This is a genomic window from Devosia sp. P3_B2, from assembly GCF_056402875.1.
In genome coordinates, this window is sequence record NZ_JBFUGO010000001.1 from 546,324 (window position 1) to 561,232 (window position 14,909).

A 14,909-nucleotide genomic window follows, 5' to 3' on the forward strand; every position below is an offset into this window, starting at 1 on the left:
CACATGCAAGGCGGGGCGGAAACCTTCAACAGGAGAGATTTATGCTGAAGAACATTCTTCTGAGCACCGTGGCGCTCGTCGCCATGGGCGCCTCTGCGACCACCACCTTCGCCCAGGAAATCAAGGAATTCCGCATCGGCATCCTTGGCGGCGAAAACGAAGCCGACCGGCTGCGCAACTACCAGTGCCTCGCCGACCACCTCAAGGAAACCTTTGGTTTCGAGAAGGTCTCGCTGTTCCCGGCCGCCGACTATGATGGCGTGATCCAGGGCCTGCTCGGCGGTACCCTCGACGTCGCCGGTCTCGGCGCCTCGGGCTATGCCAAGATCTTCCTCGCCGACCCCAAGGCCGTGGTGCCGATGTTCACCACCCAGCAGACTGACGGCTCGACCGGCTATCACTCGATCGCGCTGGCTCGCAAGGACTCGGGCATCACCGACATCATGTCCGCCAAAGGCAAGAAGCTCGGTTACGCCGATCCGGACTCGACCTCGGGCTACCTGATCCCGCTGACCCAGATCCCGACCACCACGGGCGAGGCCAACGACAAGTTCTTCGCTGCGACCTCGTTCAATGGCGGTCATGAGAACAACGTGCTCGCCATGCTCGACGGCAAGGTCGACGTGGCCGTTGACGACGCCTCGGGCGTTGGCGAGTTCACCGACGGCTGGACCTCGGGCACCGCGCACAAGATGGTCGCCAAGGGCATGCTCGACATGAACGACGTCGTCGAAGTGTGGCGCTCGCCGCTGATCCCGAATGGCCCGACCGTCGCCCGCACCGCGCTCGGCGATGAGTGGATCAAGAAGATAAACGACTTCTACATGAACCTGCCCAAGACCGACGTTGCCTGCTTCAACGCCATCGAAGGCGGCGACTTCACCGGTTACGTCCCGGTGAAGCCGGAATTCTACCAGCCGATCATCGACGCCCGCAAAGCGTCGATCGGCGGCTGATCCAGTGATCGTTTTGGGGCGGGTGCGACAAGCATCCGCCCCAAGTCTATCCAGCGACAGGCCAGACCCAGCACATGACCCTCACTGCACCCGACGCCGGCTCGGACGTCGTTCATCACGTCGACAGCGCCTGGCGCAAGCTCAGCGCGCAGCGCCGGCTCTACAGCCTCATCGGGCTGGGTCTGCTCGCCGTCGTGTTGTTCTTCTCCTTGAAGTTCGCCGACGAGAGCAATGCGGGCCATTTCGTTGAGCGCCTGCCGCACCTGTTCGATTTCACCTCGTGGCTGATCCCGCAGGACTGGAACGACGTCTGGCGTGCTTTGCTCGACCTGCCGACGCCGAACGACACCGGGACCTTCGAGACCAACTTCCCCGATGGACGGCTGCAGATAACCCCCGACTTCTACATCCCCGAGTACCTGCACCTGATGGTCATCACCATCAACGTGGCGCTGGTCTCGACGATGATCGGCTTTATCGGCGCCTTGGGCCTGGCGTTTCTCGCCGCCCGCAACATGATGCCGATCGCACCGGTTCGCTTCTTTGTGCGCCGCTTCATGGAAATTCTCCGCGCCTTCCCCGAGATCGTGGTCGCCGGGTTCTTTGCGGCGGTCCTTTCCCTTGGCCCGATCGCGGCGATCTTTGCGGTGGGCATGCACACGATCGGCGCGCTCGGGAAACTGTTCTATGAGGTCATCGAGAACATCGACATGAAGCCCGATGAGGGGCTGAAGGCGGCCGGCGGCAACTGGCTGGAGCGGGTGCGCTTCGGGGCCATGCCGCAGGTCACACCGAACTTCACCTCCTATGCGCTGCTGCGTTTCGAGATCAATGTGCGCGCCTCCACCATCATCGGTGCGGTAGGCGGCGGCGGTATCGGCGAAGAGCTGAAGCTCTCGATCTCGCGCGGCTTCGGCGCCAAGACTTTGGCGCTGATCGCACTGCTGTTCATCACCATCTTCGTCATCGACCAGTTCTCCGGCTGGCTTCGCAAGAAGCTCGTCGGCGACCAGGCGTTCCTCGTTTCGGCCTGAGGTGAACTTGAAATGACCGACCTCAGCATCGAACAACGCTTTCCTGCGGTTTTCCGGCAATCGCTGGCCAAGCGCTTCCTGCCGCTGGTCCTGCTCATTGGAGTGGTGCTCTACTTCGCCTATGCGGTGTGGTTCTTCGCGCTGCCGAGCGTCCTGGCTGACGCCAAGTGGGATCGTGCCGGCAACATGCTGGCGCAGTGGATCAGCTACGACATCTCCACCGAGTTCCGGCTCGACGGCGCCACCATCGAGCCGAAATGGCCGCGCTTCGGACCGCTGGGCAACGACCCCAATCCGGACTGGATCATCGCCGAGGGCAATGGCGCGACGACGGTCGAGATTGCCGGGCCGGGTACGGCGACGACGTTCTCCAAGGCCAATGTGAGCGTGACCTACGAAGGCCAGACGGTGGTGATCCATCGCGGCGAGGTGCCGCGCATCGAGGGCGCGCAACCCGACTGGCTCGCCATCAAGGGGAGCGACGTCGTGGCCGATTTCGGCTTTGCCGGTAGCGTTCGCGTGTCGCCGGAGCGGGTCAAGATCAACAAGCGCGTGCTCGGCTGGGCCAACTTCGTCTTCGATACGAACTCGCCCTATTTCGGCAAATCGGCTGGCGAGGTGTGGGCGCTGTTGTGGAACCCAGAGCGGCTCGACCCCAATCACAGCAACCTCGAACTGGCCTTCGACAACATCTGGAACAACGGCTCCTGGCAGCATGGCGACGTGTGGGTCAAGCTGCTGCAGACCATCGTCATGGCGCTGGTCGGCACGCTGTTCGCGTCGTTGATCGCCTTCCCACTGGCGTTCTTCGCCGCGCGCAACATCACACCGTCCGGCTTTGCCAATCACGCGGTGAAGCGGTTCTTCGACTTCCTGCGCTCGGTCGACATGCTGATCTGGGCGCTGTTCTTCACCCGCGCCTTCGGGCCGGGACCGCTCGCCGGCATCGGCGCGATCTTCCTCACCGAGGTCGGGACGCTCGGCAAGCTCTACTCCGAGGGGCTCGAGAACATCGACGACAAGGAGCGCGAGGGCATCAAGTCGGTGGGCGCCAGCCCGACCCAGGTGCAGCGCTATGGTGTCGTGCCGCAGGTGCTGCCGGTAATGATCTCGCAGACGCTGTACCAGTGGGAGTCGAACACCCGTTCGGCGACCATCATCGGTGCGGTGGGCGCCGGTGGTATCGGGCTGAAGCTCTGGGAGGCGATGCGCACCAATTCGAACTGGGCCAACGTCTTCTACATGGTGATCCTGATCCTCATCGTGGTGTTCGTGTTCGACAACATCTCGAATGCGCTGCGCTCGCGACTGATCGGCCGGCAGCAGTAGCTTTCGCCTCGCCTTCTTTCGGCTGTCACAATTGTTCGCTAGGCGCGGGGCCTAACGGGAGCGACCTCCAATGACCGACGAACTGATCCTCACCAATGCCCGCATCGTGCTTGCCGACGAGGTGATCCTCGGCTCGGTGAAGGTCACCGATGGTCGCATCACCGATGTCGGCGCGCCGTTCGCCGGTGGCATCGATCTCGACGGCGACTACCTGATGCCGGGCTTCGTCGAGCTCCACACCGACCACATGGAAGGTCACTACGCGCCGCGCCCCGGCGTGCGCTGGAACCCGATCGCATCGGTGCAGGCGCATGACGCGCAGGTCGCGGCTTCCGGCATCACCACGGTGTTCGACGCACTGCGTGTTGGGCTCAATGATGACAGCGGCATGCTGGCGGAGGATTTCCTGAAGCTCGGCGCGGCGATTCATGCCGGCGTCGATGCCGGGTGGCTGCGTGCCGACCACTACATCCACCTGCGCTGCGAAGTGGCGGCGCCTGATTGCCTTGAGTCTTTCGCCGCCTTCGAGGGCGACCGGCTCGTGAAGCTCGCTTCGCTGATGGACCATTCGCCAGGGCAGCGCCAGTTCGCTTCGGTCGAGGCCTATCGCAACTACTACCAGAAGAAAAAGCGCATGTCGGACGCCGAGTTCGAAGCCTTCGCCGAGCGGCGGACGCGTGAATCGGCTGAGTTCGCATTGCCGCATCGCGACGCGATTTCCGGCAAAGCACGAGAGATGGGCATCGTCCTCGCCAGCCACGACGACGCGACGGTCGAGCAGGTTGCGGACGCCACCGCGCGCGGCATCAGGATTGCTGAGTTCCCCACCAGCCTCGAAGCGGCGCAGGCGTCACGCGATGGCGGCATGTCGATCCTGATGGGGGCGCCGAACGTCGTGCGTGGCGGCTCGCACTCGGGGAACGTGTCGGCTCGCCAGCTGGCCGAGGCCGGGCTGCTCGACATCCTGTCGTCGGATTATGTGCCGTTTAGCCTGATGCAGGCGGTGTTCTCGCTCGAAGATACCATCACGCTGCCCGAGGCAGTGGCGATGGTGACGCGGCATCCGGCCGGTGCCGCCGGGTTCGAGGATCGCGGCGAGATCGCCGTCGGCAAGCGCGCCGATCTGGTGCAGGTCGCCAGCCTCGAGGGCGTGCCCGTGGTGCGCACAGTGTGGCGCGAAGGGCGGCGGGTGCTCTAGAAACAGTGAGACCGCCGCAGTTCCCTGCGGCGGTCTCACTCAATTCTACGCTGAACCTCAGTTCACGCGCTTGCCGTCCTTGTTGAACAAGTGGACGACCGAGAGGTCCGGCGCCACCTTGATCTTCGAGCCCGGCTGCGCGGTGATGCGCTCGCGGAAGATGCCGTTGATCGACTGCGTGCCGATGCGGCCGATGACCTGGGTTTCCGAACCGGTCGGCTCCAGCACGATGACCTCGATCTCGATGCCGTTCGGATCGAGGTGCAGGTGCTCGGGGCGGATGCCGTAGATGGCGGCGTCGGTGGCGCCCGGAATGGTCGGGAGCAGGATGCCGTCGGTGGTCTTGAAGCCCTCGGGTGTGGTCTGGCCGTTGATGAAGTTCATCGACGGGGAGCCGATGAAGCCGGCGACGAAGGTGTTGAGCGGACGATCATACAGGTCGAGCGGGGTGCCCATCTGCTCGATGACGCCGTCGCGCATGACCACGATCTTGTCGGCCATGGTCATGGCTTCGACCTGGTCGTGAGTCACGTAGATGGTGGTGGTCTTCAGCCGCTGGTGCAGTTCCTTGATCTCGGAGCGCATCTGCACGCGGAGCTTCGCGTCGAGGTTGGACAGCGGCTCGTCGAACAGGAAGACCTGCGGATCGCGCACGATGGCGCGGCCCATGGCGACACGCTGGCGCTGGCCGCCCGAGAGCTGGCGCGGCTGGCGGTCGAGAAGCTTTTCGAGGCCGAGGATCTGCGCGGCGCGATCGACCTTGGCCTTGATCTCGGTCTTGGGCACGCCCTTGAGCTTGAGCGAGAAGCCCATGTTCTGCGCCACCGTCATGTGCGGGTAGAGCGCGTAGTTCTGGAACACCATGGCGATGTCGCGTTCCTTCGGCGGCAGGTCGTTGACCACGCGATTGCCGATGCCGATCTCGCCCGAGGTGATCTCCTCGAGGCCGGCGATCATGCGCAGCAGGGTAGACTTGCCGCAGCCCGACGGGCCGACCAGCACGACGAATTCGCCGTCGGAAATGTCGACCGACACGCCCTTCAGCGCTTCAAAGCCGCCGTAGTGCTTGCCGGCCTTGTTGATGGTTACAGGTGCCATGAGGTTCCTCGTCCCTAGCGCGGGGAGTGTGCCCGCTTTCCCCCGCACCTTCGGCGACAGGTTCGGCCAGCGTCAAGGCGGGTTCGTACGGCATAATACCAAAGTCTAAGAAAACTCTAATACTAAAGTAGCATACCGTGTGGCGAAGAGACCTGTTGGTGGGCTGGCTTGCCCTTCCCGTTCGAGCCGCTATTGATCAAGGCATGACCGACATCACCGCTCTCGACGCCGCAGACCCGTTCGCCCGCACCCGGGCGCTGTTCGACCTCCCGGATGGCATCATCTACCTCGATGGCAACTCGCTGGGGGCGCTTCCGCGGGCGGTGAAGGCGCGAGTCAACGACGTCGTCGCCACGCAATGGGGCGAGGGGTTGATCCGGAGCTGGAACACCCACGACTGGATCGACCTGCCGGGCCGGGTCGGCGAGCGCATCGCCAGGCTGATCGGAGCGGCGCCAGGGACGGTGATGGTAGCCGACTCCACCTCGGTGAACCTGTTCAAGGCGCTGGTGACGGCGCTGCGGCTGCGGCCGGGGCGCAAGGTGATCCTCTCCGAGCGGCACAACTTTCCAACCGACGCCTACATCGCGGCGGGTGTGGCCGAACTCTTGGGGCAGGGGCACGAACTGCGGTTGGTGGAAGCCGGAGAGATCCCCGGAGCGCTGAGCGACGACGTGGCCGTACTGATGTTGACCGAGGTCGACTACCGCACCGGGGCGCGGCTCGATATGGCTGGGCTGACTGCCGCGGCGCACGCTGCCGGGGCGCTAACAGTGTGGGACCTGGCGCATTCCGCAGGAGCGTTCTCCGTCGATCTCAGCCGCGCCGACGCCGATTTCGCAGTTGGCTGCGGCTACAAATATCTCAATGGCGGGCCGGGCGCGCCGGCATTCATTTACGCGGCGCCGCGGCATCTCGATGGCTTGCGGCAACCGCTGACCGGGTGGCTCGGCCATGCAGCGCCGTTCAGCTTTGCCGAGACCTATCGGCCGGCCGAAGGCATCGGCGCGATGCGTGTGGGTACGCCGCCGGTGTTGTCGATGTCGGCACTGGATGCGGCGCTCGATGTGTTCGACGGCGTCGATCTCACGGCGCTGCGCGCCAAGGCGGATGCACTGTTCGAGCTGTTCACCAATGAGGTTGCGCGGCTTGCGCCGGAACTGCAGCTGGCGACGCCGACCGATCGGGCTCGGCGCGGCACGCAGGTGTCACTGCGGCATCCAGAGGCTTATGCCGTTATGCAGGCGCTGATCGCTGCCGGGGTGATCGGCGATTTCCGCGAGCCGGATATTCTGCGGTTCGGGCTGACACCGCTCTATCTCAGCTTCGCCGACGTGCAGCGGGCCGCAGGCATTCTGGGGGAGGTAATGCGAACCGGAGCGTGGGACCGGCCGCAGTACAAACTGCGGGCCAAGGTCGTCTAACTCCCAGAAGGATGCCGGCGCGGCAATCTCAGAACAGTTCGGCTTCGCCGTGTACACCATGAGCGGCGCTACCCGACAGGGTAGGCACGCGCAACTCGTCGAGCACCAGGCTCGACCAGATTTCTTCGTACACCGAATCCGGCGCGGTCGGCGGCAGCAGGGCGAACTGGCGCACGGCCAGTGCCATATTCTGGCAGCGCTGCTCGATCCGGTCCTGGCCCTGGAGCGCGTTGACGATGATCCGGGCCGCCTCGCGTCGCGCTTCATCAGCCGACATCGACCTGTCGGCGAGGAGTTCGAGGGCCTGCGTGACGCCTTCCACCATGCCGGCGGTCTGGCGTGCGGTTTCATCGAGCTCGCGGGCGAGCCTTTGGAGAGACATGTAGAGCTAAACCCCCGTAGTACGTTTCGACCATAGCGCGGATTTCTGAATGGCTCCTTGCGAATGCGGCGGGTCAGGGTCAACGCGAGCGGTTTGGTTAGCGCTTCACTAACGAATTGACGGTAACGATGACATACTAGGTTTTCTCGGGTCGAACGTTACTATGGTCTTGTCGAGTTCACTGCCTCCCGAGTTCGATCGTGGTGTGGTGACGACCGTACATCAGGGTGATTGCCTGGTGTCGAACGAAGCCGACCTCACCTTCTCCACCGTGCTAGGCAGTTGCATTTCGGCCTGCGTCCGCGACCGCGTCGCGAACGTCGGCGGGATGAACCACTTCCTACTCGCCGAACAGTCGGCGTCGGCGGCCGATCGCTACGGCGCCTCGGCGCGCTATGGCGCGTTCGCCATGGAACAACTGATCAACAAGGTGCTGACGCGCGGCTCGGGCCGTAAGGCCAACCTCGAGATCAAGGTGTTCGGGGGCGGCAAGATCAACGGTGCGCTCGACGATATCGGGCTCAAGAACATCGAGTTCGTGCGGGAGTTCCTCGCTAATGAAGGCTACGAGATGGCCAAGGAAGATCTCGGCGGCACCTACGCGCGCCGCGTGATGTTCAAGCCTTACTCGGGCAGGGCGTTCATCAAGCGGCTCGACAACACCGCCAACGCCTCGATCGCCAAGGAAGAATTGGCGGTTGCCGCCAGCCGCCGCAGCATCATCACCAAGCCGGTGGTCGACGACATCGAACTGTTCTGAGTGGGCAGCCTTACCAAGTCGTTACGCGTAGGCTGCGCAGTATAGGTTTGATTAACCATTCCGGTTTTAGGGTCGCGGCGAGGGCCTGGGGAGGCCCGTCGGGGCTCGGTGATTCGTGCGGCGCTTCAGCGTAGCGCTCATCGCTAATCTTTGCTGGCTTGCCGCCGCGCTGATCGCGCTCGGCGGCGTGTTGCTGTTCGGCGTCGGTCTAGCCAGCGCGGCGCTGGCGGTTCTGGCGACAGTTGGCGCAATGGCCGGGTCGATGACCGTGGCGTTGCGCGCTGACCGTGCATTTGCTGGGCGACTTGCGGCAATCGGGCAAGCGGTAGGCGTGCGGACCGGCGAGGCCACCAGCCTCGAGGCAATCGTCCAAAGCCTCTGCACCCGGCTGGATCGGGCTTACAACTTCAAGTCAGCGTTCTCCAGCATGCGGCAGCCAGCGGCGCTGGTCGATGCCGATGGCGAGGTGCTTGGGGTCAGCAATGGCCTGGCGCTGGTGGAGCCGAGGGCGGAGGAGGGCGGGCTGATTTCGGATGTGCTGGGCGGTGGCGTGCTGCTCGAGGACATGGCCGAGGAGAGTATCGCCGTGGTGGGCGACCGGCGCTACGTGGCTGAGCGGCGGGAACTGGGAGGCGGCCGCTCGATCATCGAGTTTACCCCGGCGGGCCATCACATTGCCGACGATGACTTCGACGCATTCGTCACGGCGCTCAGCAACGGCCGAACGGGTTTCAGGTTCGACGACTGGGGCATGCAGCATTCGCCCGCACTGAAGGCGCTGGGCGGCGCGCTGGAACAGCTCGATCGCGGCGTAAAGGCGATCGGGCAGTTGCTGGCAGGGGAAGAGGTCGACGCGCTGTTGCTGATGGGCTCGGGTGGCCTAGCGCCGGAGGTGCGGCGCTTCGGTACGATGCTCGAAGCCATCCTCGACGAGCGCGATGAGGCGGTGGCGGCCAAGGAACAGCTCGAAGCCAAGATGGAAGCGATCCTCCGAGCCATCGACCGCTATCGCGCCAGCGTCAGTAGTCTCGCGGAACTCGCTGACCAGAGCCGGGCAGGGCTCACTGTCGCGTCGAGCGCCATCGAGAAGGGACGGGTCAAGACGCAATCAGTGCGCACTCTGGAGCGGCAGGCCGTGGCCCTCGCGGCAGATGCGGCGCTGGCGGTGCAGCGCACCAGCGTGTCGGTGGGTGGCGTTGAGAGCACGACGGCCGAGATCGACCGCATGGTCAACAATATCGAGGATGTGAGCTTCCGTACCAATCTGCTGGCACTTAACGCGGCGGTCGAAGCGGCGCGGGCCGGAGAGAAGGGAGCAGGTTTCGCCGTGGTTGCCGCCGAAGTCCGGACGCTGGCGCAGGCGACGCAGAAGGCGGCCCGGGAGATCAAGTCGCTGGTCGGCGCGTCGCGGCGCGAGGCGAGTGCGTCGGTGACGGAGACCGCATCGCTCAAAAAAATACTGTCCGGGCTCGGCGGGCATTTAGAGAATCTAAGCAATGAGACGGACATGATCGCCGGTGCACTGGATGAGGGCAGCGGCGCCATCGCCCGGCTGGACGGCAGCGTAGCTGCGGTCGGGTCGGAGGCGGCAAGAGCCCTGCAACTCCCGGCGCGCAGACGACAGGCCTAGAACGGGCCGCAGGGGGCAGTATGGAACAGGGCGAATTTGCCCTCAGTGACCGCGAGTTCAATCGGGTCAAGGCACGCGTCTATCAGGAAGCCGGGATATCGCTGTCGGAGGCCAAGCGCACGCTCGTCGTGTCGCGGCTCGGCAAGCTGGTGCGCACGCTGCGGCTCAACTCGTTCGATGCCTATCTCGACTATCTCGAGCAGCGGGGAACACCGGCCGAAGCGCAGGATTTCGTCAACGCGTTGACAACTAACCTGACGCGGTTCTGGCGTGAGGATCACCATTTCGAGCATCTCGAAAATTACGTGCGCCAGTTGATGGCGCAGCGGCCACGGATAGGGGCGAATGGGCGCCCGAAGCTCCGGATCTGGTCGGCAGGTTGCTCCACGGGGCAGGAGCCCTACACCATCGCGCTGGGCCTGCTCGCTGCCCTTCCCGAGCTCAAGTGCTGGGACTTCCGCATCCTCGCGACCGACATCGACACCAATGTCGTGGCGAAGGCGGCCGGCGGGGTCTACCCCGAGGCAGAGCTCAACGGGCTATCGCGGGAACGAAGTGCCCTGTTCGAGCGAGCGGGTGCCGGACAGGTGCAGATCCCTGCGGCGGTGCGCGAGCTGATCTCGTTCAAGCCGCTCAACCTGATGAACAACCCCTGGCCGATGCGGGGCCCGTTCGACGCGGTGTTCTGCCGGAACGTGGCGATCTATTTCGACAAGAAGACACAGGGCGAACTGTTCTCGCGGCTCGGGGCGATCCTCGTGCCGGAAGGGTTCCTCTATATCGGGCACTCGGAGAACCTGGGTGCCGGCGGCAGCAACTTCCGGCTGGTGGGCAAGACCATCTACCAGGCCCGGACACAGCAGAAGGCTAGGGACGCAGCATGAGCATCAAGGTGCTGGTCGTCGACGATTCCGCACTTATTCGCGAGGTGCTGAGCCGCACCTTGGGCAAGGACGGCGACATCGTAGTGGTGGGGACGGCCGAGGATCCGATCGAGGCGCGCAGCAAGGTCAAGGATCTCAACCCGGACGTGGTGACGCTCGATATCGAGATGCCCAACATGAATGGGTTGCAGTTCCTGGACAAGTTGATGCGGCTCCATCCCCTGCCGGTAGTGATGGTTTCGACCCTGACCACCAAGGGTGCGAGCGAGACGCTGCTGGCGCTGGAACTGGGCGCGGTGGATTTCGTCGCCAAGCCCAATGCCACGCTGTCGGGTGGGCTCGATGCGTTTGGCGAGAACCTGCGCCAGAAGGTGCGGGCGGCAGCCAATTCCGACGTGAAGGGCCGCGCCTTGAAGGCACCGCCGGCCAAGGTGCCGGTGCGCACGGCTGCCGCGCCGAGCGGTGCGCTGATCGCCATCGGCGCGTCAACCGGCGGGGTCGAAGCGATCCGCGTGGTGCTGAGCCAGATGCCGCCGGACTGTCCGCCGATCGTCATCGCGCAGCATATGCCGGCGGGGTTCACGACGCGCTTTGCCGGCAGGCTCGACGAACTGACCGAGTTGACGGTGGTCGAAGCCGAGGACCGGCTGCCACTGCTGCCGGGGCATGCCTACGTGGCGCGGGGCGATTTCCACCTGCGGGTCGAGCGCAGTTCGGGCCAGCTGAAGTGCCGGGTGACGCAAGACGAACTGGCGTCGGGACACCGGCCGAGCGTCGATGTGCTGTTCGAATCCGTGGCCAAGACCGTCGGGTCGATGGCGGTGGGCGCGATCCTCACCGGCATGGGTCGCGATGGGGCGCGCGGGCTGAAGCTGATGCGCGATGCCGGCGCCTACACGGTGGGGCAGAGCCAGGCCTCGGCGCTGGTCTACGGCATGCCGCGCGTGGCGTTCGAAGAGGGCGCGGTGATCGAGCAGGCGCCCGTCGAGAGTATCGCGGCCCGGCTGGCGGCGGCACTGACGCGGCTCAAATCCGCAGCATAACGCGGCTATCGATTGAAGGTTTGGTAACGGAAAGTGCCTAGGGTTTTTCGATACGCGACCCGTGCGTTTCCCGGGCAGCTAGAAGGCGCAGCGTAACTATGCCGAAGGCAAGTGCAGTCAGCGTGATGATCGTGGATGACCAGCAGTCGATGCGGGGCATCTGCAAATACATCCTCACCCAGCTGGGTTTCACCAACATCGTCGAAGCCAAATCGGGACGCGATGCGCTCGGCAAGCTCGAAAAGAGCAGTGTCGACCTGATCATTTCCGATTGGAACATGGACGATATCGACGGGCTGACGCTGCTGCGCGTCATCCGCAAACACCCCAAGACGCAGGCGATGCCCTTTATCATGGCCACCGGCCGCTCCGACAAGGAGCAGGTCAAGGAGGCGATCTCCTCGGGCGTGAACAACTACATCATCAAGCCATTCGATGCCTCGACGATGAAGAAGCGGATCGAGGCGGTGATCGGGGTGTTGTCCTAGGCCGTTCCGCCTAGCGCCGAAACCGCCAAGGCCGCCTTCCGGGCGGCCTTTGTTTTTGCGCCCGATGTAATCGACTACACGCCCGGAAACGCTGGGGCGGCTACGCATCGTTCCGTAACACGAAATTAATCCGCCGTGCCTAGTCTTTGCGCAGTCGTGCATGGGCCTTGGGGGATGAGGTCGACGTAGTGGCGGGCGGACGATTCCGGCCTGCCTTCAACGTTTCCACCCCTCAGCAGGCCGCCACTCTGGGGGAGGATGGCATGGGTTGGCTTCCGAAGTTCAAGATCGCGCAAAAGTTGCCGCTGGCGCTGGTCGGGTCGGCGCTGCTGGTCAGCGCGGGGGTCGGTATCGCCAGCTATCTCATCGGCTCGAGCACGGTCGACCGGATGAGCATCCGGCAGATGCAGATGGTGGCCGATGACCGGGCGAAATCGTTCGAGACCTACCTCGAGACCATCCAGTCCGACCTGGTGAACCAGGCGGCGGCGGAGAGCGTGCAGACGACACTGCGCGACTTTGCCATCGGCTGGGGTCAGTTCGCGACCTCGAAGCCGGCGGTTGATCCAATCGCCACGTTGCGCGGCAACTATATCGACAACAACCCGAACGCCGCCGGGGCTCGGCAGGCGCTCGATACGCCGGTGCAGGCGCCGGGCGCCAAGAAGTGGAACTATGATTTCCTCCACTCCAAGGTGCACCCGAATTTCCGCCGCCAGCTCGAAGCGCGCGGCTATTCGGACCTGTTCCTCCTCGATCCCAAGGGGAACCTCGTCTACTCGGTGATGAAGAACGACGATTTCGCCCGAAACTTCGGCGAAGGCGGCGATCTCGCCGATAGCGGTCTCGGCCGGGCATTCCGCGCCGCGGCGGCATTCACCGAGCCGGGCAAGGTCGCCTTCGAGGATCTGAGCCTTTACGCAGTGGCCGGCATGCCTGCGAGCTTTCTCGCGACGCCCGTGTTCGATCCGCGCAACAAACTGGTCGGGGTGATGGCGATCGAGATGCCGATCGCGTCGATCAATGCCATGATGCAGGACAATGCCAACCTCGGGCAGACCGGCGAGAGCTTCCTCGTCGGCGCCGACAAGCTGTTGCGCTCGGACTCGGTGTTTTCGGAGGGCGACGACACGCTCACCGCCAGCTATGACGGCCCGGTGGTGGACGCGGCGCTCGTCGGCGCCAATGGCAACGGCGTTACCACCAACTACCGCGGCATGCGGATGCTGGCAACGGCCACGCCGGTGACGTTCAACGGCACCAGTTGGGCCATGGTGACCACGATGGGCGAGGACGAAGTGTTCACGCCGGTGGTCGAGATGCGCAACACCATGCTGCTGGTGGGTGCCGGGCTGCTCGCAGCGGCGGCGCTGCTGGGGTTCTTGTTCTCACGCAGCATCACCAAGCCGATCAGCCGGTTGACCGGCACGATGGGCGCGCTGGCCCAGGGCAACCTCGAGGTCGAAGTAAAGGGCGCGGAACGCAGCGACGAGATCGGGGACATGGCCAAGGCCGTGCAGGTGTTCAAGGAGAACGCACTGAAGGTCACCGAGATGACCGAGGGCGAACGGACAGCATCGGTGCAGCGCCGGGTGGAGCGCACTTCGATGATGCAGACGCTGCAGAAGGCGTTCGGCGAAGTGGTGGACGCGGCGATCGCCGGCGATTTCTCCAAGCGGGTGGAGGCCGAGTTCCCCGATGCCGAGCTCAACGCGCTGGCACATGGCGTCAATGAGTTGGTGTCGACGGTCGATCGCGGCGTCAGCGAGACCGGCGAGGTGCTTGCCGCACTGGCGAAGACCGACCTGACCCACCGGGTGCAGGGCGACTACCAGGGGGCGTTCCTGCGGCTTAAGACCGATACCAATGCAGTGGCTGAAAAGCTCGGCGAGATTGTCACCGGGCTCAAGCAAACTTCGCGCTCGCTGAAGACGGCGACGGGTGAGATTCTGTCCGGTGCCAATGATCTTTCCGAGCGCACCACCAAGCAGGCGGCGACGATCGAAGAAACGTCGGCGGCGATGGAGCAGCTTTCGGGCACCGTGCTCGCCAATGCCGAGCGCGCCAAGGATGCCTCAAATGTTGCGGCGACCGTGACAAGGACCGCTGAGGATGGCGGTCAGGTCATGCGTCAGGCGACCGAGGCGATGGAGCGGATTACCAACTCGTCGGGCAAGATCTCCAACATCATCGGCATGATCGACGACATCGCGTTCCAGACCAACCTGTTGGCATTGAACGCATCGGTGGAAGCAGCCCGTGCCGGCGATGCCGGCAAGGGCTTTGCGGTGGTGGCGGTGGAAGTGCGGCGGTTGGCGCAGTCGGCGGCGGGCGCATCAAATGAGGTCAAAGCGCTGATCGAGCAGTCGGGCAGCGAGGTGAAGGGCGGCTCGAAGCTCGTGGCGGAAGCCGCCGCCAAGCTTGAAGCTATGCTTGTCGCGGCGCGGTCGTCGAACGAGTTGATGGACTCGATCGCGCGGGCCAGCCAGGAGCAGGCTTCGGCGATCGAAGAGGTCAATGCGGCGGTCCGCACTATGGACGAGATGACCCAGCACAACGCGGCGCTGGTCGAAGAAACCAATGCCGCGATCGAGCAGACCGAGGCGCAAGCGACTGAACTCGACCGGATCGTCGAGGTGTTCCGCACCGGCGATGCCAGCGCGCCGGTCCGCGCCACTGAGCC

General features: G+C 64.3%; 13 protein-coding genes. 11 read left to right on the top strand and 2 right to left on the bottom strand.

Features of this window, described 5'->3' with window-relative positions; genetic code table 11:
* The first annotated feature begins 41 nt into the window (after positions 1–41).
* The 4 genes from phnD to AC1DV8_RS02660 all read left to right on the top strand — a co-directional run bounded on the left by phnD (position 42) and on the right by AC1DV8_RS02660 (position 4,517).
* Positions 42–956, top strand: a complete 915-nt coding sequence (phnD, locus tag AC1DV8_RS02645; protein WP_477148044.1) for a phosphonate ABC transporter substrate-binding protein — start codon at positions 42–44, stop codon at positions 954–956.
* A gap of 74 nt (positions 957–1,030) precedes the next feature.
* Positions 1,031–1,990 carry a phosphonate ABC transporter, permease protein PhnE gene (phnE, locus tag AC1DV8_RS02650; RefSeq protein ID WP_477156367.1) on the top strand — a complete coding sequence of 320 codons (960 nt, stop codon included), beginning with the start codon at positions 1,031–1,033 and terminating at the stop codon, positions 1,988–1,990.
* 12 nt (positions 1,991–2,002) lie between these two features.
* Complete coding sequence (gene phnE / locus AC1DV8_RS02655; RefSeq protein WP_477156368.1) at positions 2,003–3,319, top strand: phosphonate ABC transporter, permease protein PhnE; 1,317 nt, start codon at positions 2,003–2,005, stop codon at positions 3,317–3,319.
* A gap of 70 nt (positions 3,320–3,389) precedes the next feature.
* Positions 3,390–4,517 carry an alpha-D-ribose 1-methylphosphonate 5-triphosphate diphosphatase gene (locus tag AC1DV8_RS02660; RefSeq protein WP_477156369.1) on the top strand — a complete coding sequence of 376 codons (1,128 nt, stop codon included), beginning with the start codon at positions 3,390–3,392 and terminating at the stop codon, positions 4,515–4,517.
* Positions 4,518–4,574: 57 nt separating this feature from the next.
* Here the strand turns inward: AC1DV8_RS02660 and AC1DV8_RS02665 are convergent, their stop codons facing one another.
* The gene (locus AC1DV8_RS02665) at positions 4,575–5,615 is read right to left on the bottom strand and encodes an ABC transporter ATP-binding protein (protein ID WP_477148040.1); all 1,041 of its coding nucleotides are present in this window, start codon (positions 5,613–5,615) and stop codon (positions 4,575–4,577) included.
* Positions 5,616–5,818: 203 nt separating this feature from the next.
* On the opposite strand from AC1DV8_RS02665, the gene kynU reads away from it, so the two are divergent.
* Positions 5,819–7,039: a kynureninase gene (gene kynU / locus AC1DV8_RS02670; RefSeq protein ID WP_477156370.1), complete on the top strand. Its 1,221-nt coding sequence runs from the start codon at positions 5,819–5,821 to the stop codon at positions 7,037–7,039.
* 28 nt (positions 7,040–7,067) lie between these two features.
* On the opposite strand, the gene AC1DV8_RS02675 is transcribed toward kynU, so the two are convergent.
* Positions 7,068–7,421, bottom strand: a complete 354-nt coding sequence (locus AC1DV8_RS02675; protein WP_477148038.1) for a hypothetical protein — start codon at positions 7,419–7,421, stop codon at positions 7,068–7,070.
* Positions 7,422–7,659: 238 nt separating this feature from the next.
* On the opposite strand from AC1DV8_RS02675, the gene AC1DV8_RS02680 reads away from it, so the two are divergent.
* The 6 genes from AC1DV8_RS02680 to AC1DV8_RS02705 form a co-directional block, all read left to right on the top strand.
* Positions 7,660–8,181, top strand: coding sequence for a chemotaxis protein CheD (locus tag AC1DV8_RS02680; RefSeq protein WP_477156371.1), 522 nt, complete (start codon positions 7,660–7,662; stop codon positions 8,179–8,181).
* A 115-nt stretch (positions 8,182–8,296) separates the two neighbouring features.
* Entirely contained in the window at positions 8,297–9,811 is a 1,515-nt protein-coding gene (locus AC1DV8_RS02685; protein ID WP_477156372.1) for a methyl-accepting chemotaxis protein, read from the top strand.
* 20 nt (positions 9,812–9,831) lie between these two features.
* Positions 9,832–10,695, top strand: coding sequence for a CheR family methyltransferase (locus AC1DV8_RS02690; protein WP_477156373.1), 864 nt, complete (start codon positions 9,832–9,834; stop codon positions 10,693–10,695).
* A complete protein-coding gene (locus AC1DV8_RS02695) occupies positions 10,692–11,738 on the top strand; it encodes a protein-glutamate methylesterase/protein-glutamine glutaminase (RefSeq protein WP_477156374.1) in 1,047 nt (348 codons plus the stop codon). Before AC1DV8_RS02690 ends, AC1DV8_RS02695 begins: the two co-directional genes overlap by 4 nt.
* Before the next feature lie 98 nt (positions 11,739–11,836).
* Positions 11,837–12,226 (top strand): response regulator, encoded by a 390-nt coding sequence (locus tag AC1DV8_RS02700; protein WP_055046571.1) that lies wholly within the window; start codon positions 11,837–11,839, stop codon positions 12,224–12,226.
* A 263-nt stretch (positions 12,227–12,489) separates the two neighbouring features.
* On the top strand, positions 12,490–14,909 hold a 2,420-nt coding region (locus AC1DV8_RS02705), incomplete at its 3' end, for a methyl-accepting chemotaxis protein (protein WP_477156375.1).

Excerpts from the sequence above, each read along its gene's own strand:
- AC1DV8_RS02695 (WP_477156374.1), top strand. The coding sequence starts at position 10,692 with ATGAGCATCAAGGTGCTGGTCGTCGACGATTCCGCACTTATTCGCGAG.
- AC1DV8_RS02700 (WP_055046571.1), top strand. The coding sequence starts at position 11,837 with ATGCCGAAGGCAAGTGCAGTCAGCGTGATGATCGTGGATGACCAGCAG.
- phnE (WP_477156368.1), top strand. The coding sequence starts at position 2,003 with ATGACCGACCTCAGCATCGAACAACGCTTTCCTGCGGTTTTCCGGCAA.
- AC1DV8_RS02675 (WP_477148038.1), bottom strand. The coding sequence starts at position 7,421 with ATGTCTCTCCAAAGGCTCGCCCGCGAGCTCGATGAAACCGCACGCCAG.
- AC1DV8_RS02690 (WP_477156373.1), top strand. The coding sequence starts at position 9,832 with ATGGAACAGGGCGAATTTGCCCTCAGTGACCGCGAGTTCAATCGGGTC.
- phnD (WP_477148044.1), top strand. The coding sequence starts at position 42 with ATGCTGAAGAACATTCTTCTGAGCACCGTGGCGCTCGTCGCCATGGGC.
- kynU (WP_477156370.1), top strand. The coding sequence starts at position 5,819 with ATGACCGACATCACCGCTCTCGACGCCGCAGACCCGTTCGCCCGCACC.
- AC1DV8_RS02660 (WP_477156369.1), top strand. The coding sequence starts at position 3,390 with ATGACCGACGAACTGATCCTCACCAATGCCCGCATCGTGCTTGCCGAC.
- AC1DV8_RS02665 (WP_477148040.1), bottom strand. The coding sequence starts at position 5,615 with ATGGCACCTGTAACCATCAACAAGGCCGGCAAGCACTACGGCGGCTTT.
- phnE (WP_477156367.1), top strand. The coding sequence starts at position 1,031 with ATGACCCTCACTGCACCCGACGCCGGCTCGGACGTCGTTCATCACGTC.